This window comes from Streptomyces aureus (assembly GCF_001418135.1).
Classification (GTDB): domain Bacteria; phylum Actinomycetota; class Actinomycetes; order Streptomycetales; family Streptomycetaceae; genus Streptomyces; species Streptomyces aureus_A.
The window spans coordinates 1-15,117 of record NZ_LIPQ01000093.1 but is presented as its reverse complement, the minus strand read 5'-3'; the positions used below and the strand labels follow the sequence as shown (position 1 = coordinate 15,117).

General features: G+C 70.2%; 15 protein-coding genes. 9 read left to right on the top strand and 6 right to left on the bottom strand.

Annotated features, from left to right (window positions below; all coding sequences use genetic code 11):
- Window positions 1-154 precede the first annotated feature (154 nt).
- Window positions 155-1,372 carry a phosphoserine phosphatase SerB gene (gene serB / locus AOK00_RS09505; RefSeq protein WP_055599871.1) on the bottom strand — a complete coding sequence of 406 codons (1,218 nt, stop codon included), beginning with the start codon at window positions 1,370-1,372 and terminating at the stop codon, window positions 155-157.
- A gap of 221 nt (window positions 1,373-1,593) precedes the next feature.
- Here serB and AOK00_RS09500 point away from each other — a divergent pair, with 221 nt between their 5' ends.
- Window positions 1,594-4,182, top strand: coding sequence for an ABC transporter ATP-binding protein/permease (locus AOK00_RS09500; protein WP_055599870.1), 2,589 nt, complete (start codon window positions 1,594-1,596; stop codon window positions 4,180-4,182).
- 86 nt (window positions 4,183-4,268) lie between these two features.
- On the opposite strand, the gene AOK00_RS09495 is transcribed toward AOK00_RS09500, so the two are convergent.
- Window positions 4,269-5,051, bottom strand: coding sequence for a transglycosylase SLT domain-containing protein (locus AOK00_RS09495; RefSeq protein ID WP_055599869.1), 783 nt, complete (start codon window positions 5,049-5,051; stop codon window positions 4,269-4,271).
- Window positions 5,052-5,499: 448 nt separating this feature from the next.
- On the opposite strand from AOK00_RS09495, the gene AOK00_RS09490 reads away from it, so the two are divergent.
- The 3 genes from AOK00_RS09490 (at window position 5,500) to AOK00_RS09480 (ending at window position 7,698) form a co-directional block, all read left to right on the top strand.
- Window positions 5,500-6,645, top strand: coding sequence for a GAF domain-containing sensor histidine kinase (locus tag AOK00_RS09490; protein ID WP_055599868.1), 1,146 nt, complete (start codon window positions 5,500-5,502; stop codon window positions 6,643-6,645).
- Window positions 6,638-7,282, top strand: a complete 645-nt coding sequence (locus AOK00_RS09485; RefSeq protein ID WP_055599867.1) for a response regulator — start codon at window positions 6,638-6,640, stop codon at window positions 7,280-7,282. The genes AOK00_RS09490 and AOK00_RS09485 overlap by 8 nt, the downstream gene beginning before the upstream one ends.
- Before the next feature lie 173 nt (window positions 7,283-7,455).
- Window positions 7,456-7,698 (top strand): chaplin, encoded by a 243-nt coding sequence (locus tag AOK00_RS09480; protein WP_055599866.1) that lies wholly within the window; start codon window positions 7,456-7,458, stop codon window positions 7,696-7,698.
- A gap of 123 nt (window positions 7,699-7,821) precedes the next feature.
- On the opposite strand, the gene AOK00_RS09475 is transcribed toward AOK00_RS09480, so the two are convergent.
- The gene (locus AOK00_RS09475) at window positions 7,822-8,613 is read right to left on the bottom strand and encodes a hypothetical protein (RefSeq protein WP_055599865.1); all 792 of its coding nucleotides are present in this window, start codon (window positions 8,611-8,613) and stop codon (window positions 7,822-7,824) included.
- A 157-nt stretch (window positions 8,614-8,770) separates the two neighbouring features.
- On the opposite strand from AOK00_RS09475, the gene AOK00_RS09470 reads away from it, so the two are divergent.
- From AOK00_RS09470 to AOK00_RS09455, 4 genes are all read left to right on the top strand, one after another.
- Complete coding sequence (locus tag AOK00_RS09470) at window positions 8,771-9,568, top strand: ABC transporter ATP-binding protein (protein ID WP_055599864.1); 798 nt, start codon at window positions 8,771-8,773, stop codon at window positions 9,566-9,568.
- Between the two features lie 74 nt (window positions 9,569-9,642).
- Entirely contained in the window at window positions 9,643-10,074 is a 432-nt protein-coding gene (locus AOK00_RS09465; protein WP_055599863.1) for an NfeD family protein, read from the top strand.
- Between the two features lie 93 nt (window positions 10,075-10,167).
- Complete coding sequence (locus tag AOK00_RS09460) at window positions 10,168-11,106, top strand: SPFH domain-containing protein (protein WP_055599862.1); 939 nt, start codon at window positions 10,168-10,170, stop codon at window positions 11,104-11,106.
- A gap of 92 nt (window positions 11,107-11,198) precedes the next feature.
- Window positions 11,199-11,972 (top strand): sulfite exporter TauE/SafE family protein, encoded by a 774-nt coding sequence (locus AOK00_RS09455; protein WP_030322762.1) that lies wholly within the window; start codon window positions 11,199-11,201, stop codon window positions 11,970-11,972.
- A 74-nt stretch (window positions 11,973-12,046) separates the two neighbouring features.
- Here AOK00_RS09455 and AOK00_RS09450 read toward each other — a convergent pair whose 3' ends face one another.
- The 3 genes from AOK00_RS09450 to AOK00_RS09440 form a co-directional block, all read right to left on the bottom strand.
- Window positions 12,047-12,553, bottom strand: coding sequence for an HNH endonuclease (locus tag AOK00_RS09450; protein WP_055599861.1), 507 nt, complete (start codon window positions 12,551-12,553; stop codon window positions 12,047-12,049).
- Window positions 12,554-12,720: 167 nt separating this feature from the next.
- Window positions 12,721-13,257 carry a YbhB/YbcL family Raf kinase inhibitor-like protein gene (locus AOK00_RS09445; RefSeq protein WP_055599860.1) on the bottom strand — a complete coding sequence of 179 codons (537 nt, stop codon included), beginning with the start codon at window positions 13,255-13,257 and terminating at the stop codon, window positions 12,721-12,723.
- Window positions 13,258-13,310: 53 nt separating this feature from the next.
- Window positions 13,311-14,093: a sporulation protein gene (locus AOK00_RS09440; protein WP_055599859.1), complete on the bottom strand. Its 783-nt coding sequence runs from the start codon at window positions 14,091-14,093 to the stop codon at window positions 13,311-13,313.
- Between the two features lie 88 nt (window positions 14,094-14,181).
- Between AOK00_RS09440 and AOK00_RS09435 the strand changes: the two genes are divergently transcribed.
- Window positions 14,182-14,844, top strand: a complete 663-nt coding sequence (locus tag AOK00_RS09435) for a DNA-3-methyladenine glycosylase (RefSeq protein WP_055599858.1) — start codon at window positions 14,182-14,184, stop codon at window positions 14,842-14,844.
- Window positions 14,845-15,117: the final 273 nt, after the last annotated feature.

The following is a 15,117-nucleotide window of genomic DNA, read 5'->3' as shown; positions in this document are numbered from 1 at the left end:
GCACGCCCGACCCGTACGCCTCGGCGGAATCCGTACGCCCCGACCGCATGCCCACGCCGTAGCCGCCCGCATGCGCCGAAGCCGAAGCCGTACGGGAAAGGGCCCGGCCGTCACTCGACGGCCGGGCCCTCCCACGTCCGGGTCCACCCGCGGGTCAGTGCAGCAGGTCTTCCTCGCCGACGTCCGCGGCCTCGACCTCTTCGCGCGTGATCCCCAGCAGATACAGCACGGTGTCCAGGAACGGCACGTTCACCGCCGTGTGCGCGGCCTCGCGCACCACCGGCTTCGCGTTGAACGCCACGCCGAGACCGGCCGCGTTCAGCATGTCCAGGTCGTTCGCCCCGTCGCCGATCGCCACGGTCTGCGCCAGCGGCACACCCGCCTCCGCCGCGAACCGGCGCAGCAGCCGCGCCTTGCCCGCCCGGTCCACGATCTCGCCGGTCACCCGTCCGGTCAGTTTGCCGTCCACGATCTCCAGGGTGTTGGCCGAGGCGAAGTCGAGCCCGAGCCGCTCCTTCAGATCGTCCGTGACCTGGGTGAACCCGCCCGAGACGACACCCACCTGGTAGCCGAGCCGCTTGAGCGTACGGATCAGGGTCCGGGCACCCGGCGTCATCCGCACCTCGGCACGGACCTTGTCCACCACCGAGGCGTCGAGCCCCGCGAGCAGCTCCACGCGCGCGTGCAGCGACTGCTCGAAGTCCAGCTCTCCGCGCATCGCCGCGGCCGTCACCTCGGCGACCTTGTCCTCGCACCCGGCGTGTGCCGCGAAGAGCTCGATCACCTCGTCCTGGATCAGCGTCGAGTCGACGTCCATGACGACGAGCCGCTGGGCCCGCCGGTGCAGCCCGGCGGAGACCACGGCCACATCGACCCCGATGGTGTGGGCCTGGGTGGCGAGGGAGGTCCGCAGCGGCTCGGTCTCACAGCCGGAGACGGCGAACTCGACGGCCGTGACCGGGTACTTCGCCAGCCGGAAGATACGGTCGATGTTGCCGCCGGCCTCCGCGATCCTGGCCGCTATGGCCGCCGTCTGCTCCGCCGTCAGCGGGTTGCCCAGCACGGTGACGTGCGAGCGGCCCTCACCCCGGGGACGGTTGTCGCCCGTACCCGAGATGATCTCGGCCTGGAGTTTCAGCGACTCGGCCCAGCTGTGCACGGTCGCGCGGAGCTCGCCCTGCGAGGCGACGGTCGGCTCGGTGACGAGCGCGCACAGGACGAGGCGGCCGCGGGAGACGACCTGCTCGATGTCCACGACGTCGACGGAGTAGGCGGCGAGGGTGTCGAAGAGTCCCGCGGTGATCCCGGGACGGTCCTTCCCGAAGATCTTGACGAGAAGGGTGGGAACGTCTGAGGTCTGCGATGCGCTCATGGTGCTTCCACCGTATCGGGCACCGTGTGCCACCCGACCCCCCGTCCCGCCCAGCGGACACCCGAGTGGGCGCGCCCCTGATCCGGGGAGCGTCCTCGGAGAGCCTGCGCCGGGTCTTCACGCGGCCCGACTTTCGGAGAGGGGACCGGGCCTGAAATAGTTCCCCAGGATGATTCGCATCCCTGGACTCCCCGCGACGGGGGTACATCGGGGGACAAGTAGTGGGGCATGGAGTGCCAGAACTCGTACTGGAATTGAACGGAAGGACCTGGACGCTCGATCCGTCCAGGTCGTACACCCTCGGCCGCGACCCGCAGGGCGACCTGGTCATCGACGACGCCAGGGTCTCGTGGCGCCACGCCACCATCAGCTGGGGCGGCCGGAGTTGGGTCATCGAGGACCACGGCTCGACCAACGGCACGTTCCTGCAGGGGCAGCGGATCCACCAGGTGGAGATCGGCCCCGGCTCTGCCGTCCACCTCGGCAACGCCACCGACGGCCCGCGGCTGAACCTCGCCGCCGCCGGCGCCCCGGCCCACCAGCAGTCCGCGGCGGCCCGGCAGCAGCCGGCCGGAGCCCAGGCACCGGCCCACCAGGTCCCCGCCCACCAGGCCGCGGAGCAGGCCGCCCAGGCCGAGTGGATCACGCACCAGGCACCGCCGCAGCAGGGTCAGCAGGCCCCGCAGCAGAACTGGCAGCAGCAGGGCCCGCCGCCCGTGCACCCGCAGGCCGCTCGGCAGCAGGTCCCGCACCAGCAGGGACACGGCGGGCCCGGCGCCGGGGCGTCGGCGGCCTACGCCGACCGCAGCCCCACCACGTTCCACCAGCTCTCCCTCGGCCACGTCATGCGCATCGGCCGTGCCCTGGAGAACGAACTGGTCGTCTCCGACCTCCAGGTCTCGCGGCACCACGCCGAGTTCCACGCGACGCCCGACGGACGCTTCGAGATCCGCGACCTCGGCTCGCACAACGGCACGTACGTCAACGGTCAGCCGATCACCAAGGGCGGCTCCGCGCTCCTCGGCCCCCAGGACATCGTCGGCGTCGGTCACTCGACGTTCCGGCTCGTCGGCGGCCAGCTCGAGGAGTTCGTCGACACCGGTTCCGTCTCCTTCTCGGCCCGTCACCTCACGGTCACGGTCGACGGCGGCAAGCAGATCCTCAAGGACGTCTCCTTCGGCGTCCCGGAGAAGTCGCTGATCGGTGTCATCGGCCCGTCCGGCTCCGGAAAGTCCACGCTGCTCAAGGCGCTGACCGGCTACCGCCCGGCCAACGAGGGCGACGTCCTCTACGACAACCGAAGCCTCTACAAGCAGTTCGCCGAGCTGCGCCAGCGCATCGGTCTGGTCCCGCAGGACGACATCCTGCACAAGGAGCTGACCGTCCAGAAGGCCCTGCGCTACGCCGCCAAGCTCCGCTTCCCCGGCGACACCGCCGAGTCCGAGCGCGAGGCCCGCATCGGCGAGGTGCTGCGCGAGCTCAAGCTCGACATCCACAAGGAGAAGAAGGTCACCTCCCTCTCCGGCGGTCAGCGCAAGCGCGTGTCGGTCGCCCTGGAGCTCCTCACCAAGCCGTCGCTGATCTTCCTGGACGAGCCGACCTCCGGCCTCGACCCGGGCATGGACCGCGATGTCATGCAGCTGCTCCGCGGCCTCGCCGACGACGGCCGCACGGTCCTCGTCGTCACCCACTCGGTGGCCGAGCTGGGCCTCTGCGACAAGCTGCTCGTCATGGCCCCCGGTGGCTCGGTGGCGTACTTCGGCCCGCCGGACGAGGCGCTGAACTTCTTCGGCTACTCCACCTGGGCCGACGTCTTCTCCGCCTTCGAGAACTACCGCGACTACGACTGGGCGGGCCGCTGGAAGGGCTCGCAGCACTACCAGCTGTACGCCGCGGACATCGACGCCGTCGCCGCGCAGCCCGTGCAGATGCCGCAGCAGGCGATGTCCAGGCCGCCGAAGCCGCAGGGCTGGGGGTCCCAGCTGTGGACCCTGATCCGGCGCTACGTCTCCGTGATCGCCTCCGACGTGGGCTTCATGGCCCTGATGGTGATCCTGCCGGCCGTCCTCGGCGCGGTGTCCGTCGTCATCCCCGCCGACTTCGGCCTCGGCAAGCCCACGCCCCCGTCCCGGTTCAACGGTGACGCCGGCACGATCATGCTGATCCTCGCGGTCGGCATGTGCTTCAGCGGCGCGGCCAACTCGGTCCGTGAGCTGATCAAGGAACGGGTCATCTACGAGCGGGAGCGTGCCGTCGGCCTGTCCCGCTCCGCGTACCTGATGTCCAAGGTCATCGTCCTCGGCCTGATCACGGCCTTCCAGGGCGTGATCATCTGCGCCATCGGCTTCTCCACGCGCGCGCTGCCCGAAGAGGGCCTGCTCATGCCGCCGGCCGTCGAGCTGTGCATCCAGGTCATCGGGCTCGGCCTGACCTCGATGATGGTCGGCCTGGTCATCTCCGCGCTGGTGAAGACCGCCGAGAAGACCATGCCGCTGCTCGTCATGTTCGCGATCATCCAGGTCGTGTTCACCGGCATCCTCTTCCAGGTGTACGACTCGCCCGGCCTGGAGCAGTTCGCCTGGCTCATGCCCTCCCGCTGGGGCATCGCCGGCGCCGGCGCCACCCTGGACCTGGCGCACCTGATGCCGCCGTGGGACCACAAGGACCCCACGAACACCGACCCGCTGTGGGAGCACACGGTCGGCCAGTGGAGCCTCAACCTCGGCATCCAGCTGTTCATGGCAGCCGTCTGCTGCGTCGCCGTGGCGCGACTGCTGCGCCGCCACGAGCCCGAGGTCATGCGCAAGTGATCGCCTGACCGACCGGTACGCCGAAGGGCGGCACCCCCAGTGCGGGGGGTGCCGCCCTTCGGCGTGCGACAGCGGACCGAGTGCGATCAGTACGCGCTGTTGACGTTGTCGATCGAGCCGTAGCGGTCGGCCGCGTAGTTGGCGGCGGCGACGAGGTTGGCGACCGGGTCGTACTGGTCGAACTTGGTGCCCGGGATGTGGTAGGCCTTGAAGGTCGGGTAGATGACCTGCAGCAGGCCCTTCGACGGGACGCCGTTGATGGCGTTGATGTCCCAGTTGTTGATGGCCCGCGGGTTGCCGCTGGACTCACGCATGATGTTCTTGTGCAGGCCGTTGTACGTGCCCGGGATGTTGTGCTTGTCCATGATGAACAGCGCCTCGCGGATCCAGCCGTCGAGGTTGTTCGCGAAGACGGGGGTGCGGGCGACGGAACGGCTCGCGGCCGCCTTCGCCGCGGCACGCTTCTTCGCGTCGGCCTTCGCCTTCGCCGCGGCCTTCGCCTTGGCGTCCGCCTTCGCCTTCGCGGCGGCCTTGGCCTGAGCCTCCGCCTTCGCCTTGGCAGCGGCGGCGGCCTTCGCCTTGGCGTCGGCCTTCGCCTTCGCCGCGGCCTCCTGCTTGGCCTTGAGGCCGACGGTGGTGTGCTGCTCGGTCACGCTGGCGGCCAGGGCCTTCGCCTGCGGGCTGTTCGCGTTGTACGACCAGGCCACCTGCTGCGTACCGGAGAGAGCCTGGGGCTCGGTCTCGGTGGAGCCGTTGCCGGGTACCAGGGAGAGCGTGAGCGCCGCGGCGCCCAGAGCGGCGACGCCGGCGATCGTGGCCTTGTGGGTCTTCTTCAGACCACGAATGTGGCCAGGGGTGTTCGCAGACATAACGGACTACCTCTTCGAATCGCTGGGGGTCGCTCCACCGGGGCGGTGTCTCGCCAACTCGGCGGCGACGGGGGCAATTCTTAGCGGCCGCAAAATGCCCTGGCAAAGGTGTGACGTACGATCCCGGGTAGTGGATCAGGGGCCCGTGCACGAGCCACAGAAGGGGCCTTATGTCGGGCTCACCCCACCCTGACCCACCCCTTCGAGGTCCACTAGGGGACTTCGTAAGTGACCTGGGTCCTATGCGCGGGCTCACATCGGGCAGGTAACGAACTCACCAGCCGTTGCGTGAGCAATGCGCACAGTAAGTCCCCTCCTCCTGAAGGGGAACGAGGGTCTCCAGGCACTACGACCCGGGAGTTCGACGACAGGCCTAGGTCCCCGGTCCCCCTCCTCCGCGGTCTCCGGACGGATACGGACCGTCACGGCCCGCCGGTACGGTGAACACATGAGCCATCGACCGAGCTCCGGCCTGGCCGCCGTGAGCACCGCCCTCCTGGCCATGAGCCGCCATCTGGAGGTCCGCGACGTCCTCAAGACGATCGTCGCCTCCGCCCGCGAGCTGCTCGACGCCGAGTACGCGGCCCTGGGCGTCCCCGACGACCACGGAGGCTTCGCCCAGTTCGTGGTCGACGGCGTCAGCGACGAACAGTGGAAGGCGATCGGCCCGCTGCCCCGGCAGCACGGCATCCTCGCCGCGATGCTCCACAAGGCCGAGCCCGAGCGGCTCGCCGACGTCCGTGAGGACCCCCGCTTCGAGGGCTGGCCCGCCGCCCACCCCGAGATGTCCGACTTCCTCGGCCTCCCCGTCAGGGACGGCGACGAGATCCTCGGCGCCCTCTTCCTCGCCAACAAGCGCTGCCCCAAGGAGAACGGGGGCTGTGGCTTCACCGCCGAGGACGAGGAACTCCTCTCGATCCTGGCCCAGCACGCGGCCATCGCCCTCACGAACGCCCGTCTGTACGAGCGCAGCCGCGAGCTCACCATCGCCGAGGAGCGCTCCCGCCTCGCCCACGAGCTGCACGACGCCGTCAGCCAGAAGCTCTTCTCGCTCCGGCTCACCGCCCAGGCCGCCGCCGCGCTCGTCGACCGCGACCCGGCCCGCGCCAAGGGAGAGCTCCAGCAGGTCGCCCTGCTCGCCGCCGAGGCCGCGGACGAGCTGCGCGCCGCCGTCGTCGAGCTCCGCCCCGCCGCCCTCGACGAGGACGGCCTCGTCCACACCCTCCGTACCCACATCCAGGTCCTGGACCGCGCCCACACCGCCCGGGTCACCTTCGAAAGCCCCGGGACGCGCGCGCTGCCCGCCGCGCAGGAGGAAGCGGTCCTCCGGGTCGCCCAGGAGGCCCTGCACAACGCCCTGCGGCACTCGGACGCGGGGCTCGTCACCGTCTCCCTCACCCGCGCGGGCCAGGGCGCGCGGCTCACCGTCGCCGACGACGGCAAGGGCTTCGACCCGCGTACGGTCCGCAGTGCGGGACGCCACCTGGGCCTGGTCTCCATGCGGGACCGGGCGGGCGGCGTCGGCGGATCGCTCACCGTGACCTCGGCCCCGGGCGAGGGCACCACGATCGAGATGGAGGTTCCCGGTGGCTGACAAGCAGATCCGTGTCCTGCTGGTCGACGACCACCAGGTCGTCCGCAGAGGCCTGCGCACCTTTCTGGAGGTACAGGACGACATAGAGGTGGTGGGGGAGGCCTCCGACGGCGACGAGGGCGTCGCCAGGGCCGAGGAGCTCCGCCCCGACGTGGTCCTCATGGACGTGAAGATGCCGGGGACGGACGGCATCGAGGCGCTGAAGCGGCTCCGCGAGCTCGACAACCCCGCGAAGGTCCTCGTCGTCACCAGCTTCACCGAGCAGCGGACGGTGGTCCCCGCGCTCCGCGCCGGCGCCTCCGGATACGTCTACAAGGACATCGACCCCGACGCGCTGGCCGGCGCGATCCGCTCCGTCCACGCCGGGCACATCCTGCTCCAGCCCGAGGTCGCGGGCGCGCTCCTCAGCCAGGACGACTCCCACGGGGGCACGGGACGCGGCTCGACCCTCACGGAGCGGGAGCGCGAGGTCCTCGGTCTGATCGCGGACGGCCGGTCCAACCGCGAGATCGCCCGCGCGCTCGTCCTCTCCGAGAAGACGGTCAAGACACACGTCTCGAACATCCTCATGAAGCTCGACCTCGCGGACCGCACCCAGGCGGCGCTCTGGGCGGTCCGCCACGGCCTGACCAACTGACGCGCCCCTGAGAGGGCGCCGGGCGCCCCCTCGCGCGCCGGGCGCACGACCGTTCTGTCCTTCATACCGTCGTGTGTATGTCCCCCGTTCGGCGCAACCTCGCGGGGGGTGCCGCGTTCTCCATGGCGTGCTGCGGCTGACCGGCCGCAGCGATGACCAGGAGGATGTACCAAGTGAAGAACCTCAAGAAGGCCGCTGCCCTCACCATGGTCGCCGGTGGCATCGTCGCCGCCGGCGCGGGTGTCGCCTCCGCCCACGGCGCCGAGGCCACGGGCAAGGCCGTCGAGTCGCCGGGCGTCGCGTCCGGCAACCTGGTGCAGGTCCCGGTCCACGTCCCCGTGAACGTCTCCGGCAACACGGTCAACGTGATCGGCCTGCTCAACCCGGCCTTCGGCAACCACGCCGTCAACGGCTGACGGCCGCACGAACCGACCGGCCCCCGGGACGATCCCCCCCGGGGGCCGGTTCCGCGTTCCCCCTCTTACGACGCGGTCCGCTGCGGCGGCCTCCGTCCGCCGGCCGGGGTGGCCGACCCGGGATCAGAAGCCCCGGTCCCGTTCCCGTTCCTCCACGTAGGCGTTGTAGGCGGCGACCTGCGCCCGCCTCGCCACCCGCTCCACCGGCCGCAGCGCGTCCCCCCGCGCCGCCATTTCCGAAGCGCTCACCGCGCCCCCGTGCCCATGGTCGTACGCCAGGTCCACCAGCAGGCCCACCCGCTGCGCCAGCTCCAGGACCCGCACCGCCCGCGGCGGGTAGCCCGGGGCGAGGACCTCCCGGCCCACCTCCGCCCGCGCCCGGTACGCCTCGCGCGCCGCGTCCGCCGCCGGGCCCGAGGCCGCCACGTCCAGCCGGGTCAGCACCGCGGTCGCGTCCCGCAGGGCCTCCGCCAGTTCCCGCTCCGCCTCGCCGAGCGACGGCACGTCCGCCGGCGGCGCCTCCCGCACCGCGAGACAGCGCCAGACCACCTCCACGTGGACGTCGCCCACCGGCCCCGCCTCCGAGACCTCCGGCACGAGGCCGTACGGTGCGCCGTAGCCCACCGCCGCCTCCTCCGCCTCCAACGCACGCGCGTTGAAGTCCGGCGGCCCGCTCAGCCCCAGCGGATGCCCCGGCGCCGGCAGCGCCACCCGCCACCCGGTCACCCCGAGCCGCCGCAGCCGGCCGAGCGCCAGCGTCAGCCCCACCGGCCGGGCCTCACCCGGCAGCCCCTCCACGCGGTGCACCGCGTCCTCCCCGACAATGGCCAGCGCCGCCTCGTCCGGCGACACCGCCCCGGCCAGCAGGGCGTTGCCCCAAGCGGCCAGGCGTCCTGAGCGTGGTTCCGAAAGCATCCCCCAAGACTAGGGGGAGTCCCGGGCGCACCGGGGGACGCAAAGGAAGCCCTAGGGACCGGCCCGCTCCGTCGATAACGTAGGTTTTCCCCTGGACGCCGCGCCCACCGGTGCAAGGCGACGACACGACTCGACCGCAAGGGGAGACAACGCGCTCATGAGCGATGTACTGGAGCTGGTGGACGTATCCGTGGTCCGCGACGGACGGGCTCTGGTGGACGAGGTCTCCTGGTCGGTCAAGGAGGGCGAGCGCTGGGTGATCCTCGGACCCAACGGCGCCGGCAAGACCACCCTTCTGAACATCGCCTCCAGCTACCTCTTCCCCACCAAGGGCACCGCCCACGTCCTGGGCGAGCAGCTCGGCGGCGTCGGCACCGACGTGTTCGAGCTCCGCCCCCGCATCGGCATGGCCGGCATCGCCATGGCGGAGAAGCTCCCCAAGCGCCAGACCGTCCTGCAGACCGTCCTCACCGCCGCGTACGGCATGACCGCCACCTGGCACGAGGACTACGACCCGGTCGACGAGCAGCGCGCCAAGGCCTTCCTCGACCGCCTCGGCATGAACGAGTACCTGGACCGGAAGTTCGGCACCCTCTCCGAGGGCGAGCGCAAGCGCACCCTGATCGCCCGCGCGATGATGACCGACCCCGAGCTCCTCCTCCTCGACGAGCCCGCCGCCGGCCTCGACCTCGGCGGCCGAGAGGACCTCGTCCGCCGTCTCGGCCGCCTCGCCCGCGACCCGTACGCCCCCTCCATGATCATGGTCACCCACCACGTCGAGGAGATCGCGCCCGGCTTCACCCACGTCCTGATGATCCGTCAGGGCAAGGTGCTCGCGGCCGGCCCCGTGGAGATGGAACTGACCTCCCGCAACCTCTCGCACTGCTTCGGCCTGCCGCTCGTGGTCGAGCGCGTCGGCGACCGCTGGACCGCCCACGGCCTGCCCCTGAAGTAGCGGACGAAGCGCCGGCGTCCCGCACAGCCGCCCGCGCCCTGTCCCGAAGGACCCCACCGCCCTACCATGACCATGTGGACATCGACGCATGGGTCTGGTGGCTGATCGGCGCGGTGGGGCTCGGCATTCCGCTGGTCCTGACCGCGATGCCCGAATTCGGCATGTTCTCCGTCGGAGCGGTGGCGGGGGCGGTGACCGCGGCCCTGGGCTTCGGCATCGTTCCCCAGGTTCTCGTCTTCGCCGTCGTCTCGGTCGCGTTGATCGCGGTGGTACGCCCGATCGCCGCCCGCCATCGCGACGACAGGCCCCAACACGCGTCCGGCATCGATGCCCTGAAGGGGCGTCAGGCGGTGGTCCTGGAGCGGGTCGACGCCGGCGGCGGGGGCCGCATCAAACTCGGGGGCGAGATCTGGTCCGCCCGGGCGCTCGACTCCGACCAGACCTTCGAACCGGGCGTACAGGTCGACGTCGTGGACATCGACGGGGCCACCGCCGTCGTCATGTGACCGAACCTCGCCCATGACATTCCGTCATCTGCGAAACTCGATCATCGAAGGCCACCCGGCAGTCAACCGGCAGCGAAGGGCACGGGGAACACGATGTCAGCAGTCATCATCGTCCTGATCATTCTGGTGGTGCTCGTCTTCATCGCCCTGATCAAGACGATCCAGGTCATTCCGCAGGCGAGTGCGGCGATCGTGGAGCGCTTCGGCCGCTACACCCGCACCCTCAACGCCGGGCTGAACATCGTCGTCCCGTTCATCGACTCGATCCGCAACCGGATCGACCTCCGCGAACAGGTCGTCCCGTTCCCGCCGCAGCCGGTGATCACCCAGGACAACCTCGTCGTCAACATCGACACGGTCATCTACTACCAGGTGACCGACGCGAGGGCCGCGACCTACGAGGTCGCCAGCTACATCCAGGCGATCGAGCAGCTCACCGTCACCACCCTGCGCAACATCATCGGCGGCATGGACCTGGAGCGGACCTTGACCTCCCGCGAGGAGATCAACGCCGCCCTCCGCGGTGTCCTCGACGAGGCGACCGGCAAGTGGGGCATCCGCGTCAACCGCGTCGAGCTCAAGGCGATCGAGCCGCCGACCTCCATCCAGGACTCGATGGAGAAGCAGATGCGCGCCGAGCGCGACAAGCGCGCCGCGATCCTCACCGCCGAGGGCACCCGTCAGTCCGCCATCCTCACCGCGGAGGGCGAGAAGCAGTCCGCGATCCTGCGCGCCGAGGGCGAGTCCAAGGCCGCGGCCCTGCGCGCCGAGGGCGAGGCCCAGGCCGTCCGTACGGTCTTCGAGGCCATCCACGCGGGCGACCCGGACCAGAAGCTGCTCTCGTACCAGTACCTCCAGATGCTGCCGAAGATCGCCGAGGGCGACGCCAACAAGCTCTGGATCGTGCCCAGCGAGATCGGCGACGCCCTCAAGGGCCTCTCGGGCGCCTTCGGCAACAAGGAAGGCAGCGTCCCCGGCTTCAACACCAAGATCCCCGCGCCCGAAAGGCGAGACGAACCGTCGGTTGACTGACACGTACACGTAATCCTCGTGCATGATCGGTGCGAGCCCCTCGACCCCGACGACGTCAGGGCGGGGAGGCGACTCACTGACCGTGTAAGGAGATGGCGTTGTCCATCTGGGAAGCCCTGGCAGTCTTCGCCGCCGGCATCGGCGCCGGCACCATCAACACCATCGTCGGATCGGGAACGCTCATCACGTTCCCGGTCCTTCTCGCGACCGGACTCCCTCCGATCACCGCGAACGTCTCCAACGCCCTCGGCCTCGTCCCCGGCTCCATCAGCGGGGCCATCGGCTACCGGGCCGAACTCAAGGGCCAGAAGCGCCGCATCATCCGTCTCGGCGCCGCCGCCCTCGTCGGCGGCCTGATCGGCGCGATCCTGCTCCTCGCGCTGCCGTCCGACGCCTTCGACGCGATCGTCCCGGTCCTCATCGGCCTCGCGCTCGTCCTGGTCGTCCTCCAGCCCCGTATCGCCGCCGCCGTCAAGCGCCGCCGCGAACAGACCGGCACCGAGGCCCACCCCGACGGCGGCCCCGTCCTCCTCGTCGGCCTCCTGTTCGCCAGCATGTACGGCGGATACTTCGGCGCCGCCCAGGGCGTGCTCTACCTCTCCCTGATGGGCCTGCTGCTCCACGACACCCTGCAGCGGATCAACGCCGTCAAGAACATCCTCGGCGCCCTCGTCAACGGCGTCGCCGCCGTCTTCTTCCTCTTCGTCGCCGAGTTCGACTGGACGGCCGTCCTGCTCATCGCCGTCGGCTCCACCATCGGCGGCCAGATCGGCGCCAAGGTCGGCCGCAAGCTGCCGCCCACGGTCCTGCGCGGAGTGATCATCGCGGTCGGCGTCATCGCCATCCTCCAGCTGACACTCCGTTAGAACCGTCGCCCGGAACGACGGAAGGGCCCGCCTCCCCACACCGGGGGAGGCGGGCCCTTCCGTACGAGACAGGGTCACGCGGCAGTCTTCGCCAGCCACTCCGGGAGCTCGGACCGCTCGCTCGCCCGCATCGCCAGCAGCATCGCGTCCGCGGGCGTCGGCTCGAACGGCTGGAACAGCAGCGGCATCCCCGCCTGCTCCGGCGTCCTGGCCGCCTTGCGGTGGTTGTCCTCGGCGCACGAAGCAACCGTGTTCAGCCAGCTGTCCCCACCGCCCTGGGCCCGCGGCACCACGTGGTCGACGGTCGTCGCCCGCCGCCCGCAGTACGCGCACCGGTGCTGGTCCCGCACCAGCACCCCCCTCCTCGACCACGGTGCCTGTCTTCGGAACGGCACCCGGACGTAGCGGCAGAGCCTGATCACCCGCGGCACCGGAAGATCGACGGCCGCACCTCGCACCCGCAGATCGGGATGGGCGTGCTCGACGACGGCCTTGTCCGTCAGGACAAGCACCACCGCACGGTTGAGAGAGACCGTCGACAGCGGCTCGAAGCTCGCGTTGAGTACCAGCGTGTCCCGCATTGTGCCCACCTCCCGTGTGCAGGCCCGGCCCCGGAGCGGGGCGGTGGGGCCTGGATCAACGATGGCCGGGCCGGCCGGGGTCGGACAACGCAATATTTCCCGCGCAACAAAAGATGCCCGCTTCTGATCTCTCCAAGACCAGAAGCGGGCAAACAACTAACGAATGATCAGACCGCCGCGGGAGCCGCGTACTCACCGATCAACTGGGCACGCCCCAGCGTGTGGAAGCGCAGGTTGAACCCGACCACGGCGGGCGACACATCGCCGTCCGGACCGAGCTTCTCGCTGTCCACCGCGTACACCGTGAACACATAGCGGTGCTCTTCGCCCGCCGGGGGAGCGGCACCACCGAAGTCCTTCGAGCCGTAGTCGTTCCGGACGTGCACGGCCCCGGCCGGCAGCCCCTCGAACGACCCCGACCCGGCACCGGCGGGCAGCTCGGTCACCGACACCGGGATGTCGAACAGCACCCAGTGCCAGAACCCGCTGCCCGTCGGGGCGTCCGGGTCGAAGCAGGTGACGGCGAAGCTCTTCGTCTCCGCCGGGAACCCCTCCCAGCGCAGCTGCGGCGAGGTGTTCCCCGCCGCGTACACCTGCGCGTCCTTCAGGACCCCGCCCGGCGCGATGTCGTCGCTCACCACGGTGAACGCCGCCACCGGCGGATGGAAGTCATGCGGGAGCGGCGCCCTCTTGCCCTCGGACACGTCGAAACCTCCGTATCGCCCGTACTGCCTCAGCAGCCTTTACGGGCCCGAGCCTAGAGCCAGTTGCGACGCCCGCCGACCTCGGCGAGCCACTGGTTCAGGTAAGCCGCCCAGTCGGTGGCGTGGAAGTCGTCCAGACCCACCTTGAACGCACGGAACGAGTCGCTGCCCTCACCGAACAGACCCGGCTTCTTGTCCATCTCCAGGACGACGTCCATCTCACGGTCGTCCGCGACGAAGCTGACCTCGACCTGGTTCAGACCCCGGTACTGCTGCGGCGCGAAGAACTCGATCTCCTGGTAGAAGGGCAGCTTCTGCCGCGTCCCGCGGATGTGCCCGCGCTCCATGTCCGCGCTCTTGAAGCGGAAACCGAGCTGGAGGAAAGCGTCGAGGATCGCCTGCTGCGCCGGCAGCGGGTGCACGTTGACCGGGTCCAGGTCACCGGAGTCCACCGCGCGGGCGATCTCCAGCTCGGTGGTCACACCGATGTTCATCCCGCGCAGCCGCTGCCCCGAGACCGAGGTCACCGGCGTCTCCCACGGGATCTCCAGACCGAACGGCACCACGTGCACCGCGCCGGCCTTCACCTCGAAGGCACCGCCCAGACGGACCTTGACGAACTCGATGTCCTGCTTCTGCTCCTGGTCACCGCCCTCGACCTCGACCCGCGCCTGCAGGCCGACGGAGAGACCCTCGATCTGCTGGTCGACACTGCCGCCCTGGATCCGGACCTCACCCTGGACGACACCACCCGGAACCACGTTCTCCTCGGTGAGCACCGTCTCCACGGTGGCCCCACCGGCGCCCAGGCTCGCGAGCAGCTTCTTGAATCCCATGACCTTCACTCCTTCTCAGTCCTGACCCCTACATACGCGCGACGACCGTAGTCGGTTCCCCGCCGGACCCCCACTACGCTCGTACGCCATGAGCGAGAGCCCTGACCGTACGCCGCTCCCACGGACCTTCTTCGACCGCCCGGTCCTCGAGGTCGCCCCCGATCTCCTCGGCCGCACACTCGTCCGCCGTTCACCCGAAGGACTGATGGAACTGCGCCTGACGGAGGTGGAGGCGTACGCGGGTGCGATCGACCCCGGCTCGCACGCCTTCCGGGGCCGCACGGCACGCAACGCCGTCATGTTCGGCCCGCCCGGACACGCGTACGTCTACTTCACCTACGGCATGTGGCACTGCCTCAACCTGGTGTGCGGCCCCGAGGGCCAGGCGAGCGGGGTACTGCTGCGCGCGGGGGAGATCACGAAGGGCGCCGACCGGGCCCGCCCCCGCCGCCGCTCGGCCCGCCACGACCACGAGCTGGCCAAGGGCCCGGCCCGTCTGGCCACGGCCCTCGACATCGGCCTCTCCCTGAACGGCACCGACACCTGCGCCGGCCCGGACGCCCCCCTCTCCCTCCTCACCGGCACTCCGCCGGCCCCCGGCCAGATCCGCAACGGCCCCCGCACGGGGGTCGGCGGCGACGGCGCCCCGCATCCCTGGCGCTTCTGGATCGACGAGGACCCGACGGTGAGTCCGTATCGTCCCCACTCGCCCCGGAGGCGCACACTTGACTCAAGACGTCCGACCGCCTAACGTAGCCCGAGCAGCTGGTTACGGGCCTGCTTGTTCGAGCACCCCGCAGCTGCCACCCACTACTCAAGATGACTCCCCAGCAGGGGCGTATTTCGGCATGCCGAAATTCGAATTCGATTGCTCGATTATGAGTCGCCGAAGGAATCAGCTAATGTAGTGAACACGCCGAAAGGCGAAAGGCAGCCAACAGGCCACCGGATACGAACTCCGAACCGGAAACGGAACGGAAAACGATCTGGTAGGGTTGGAAACACGAAGGGAAGCCCGGAGGAA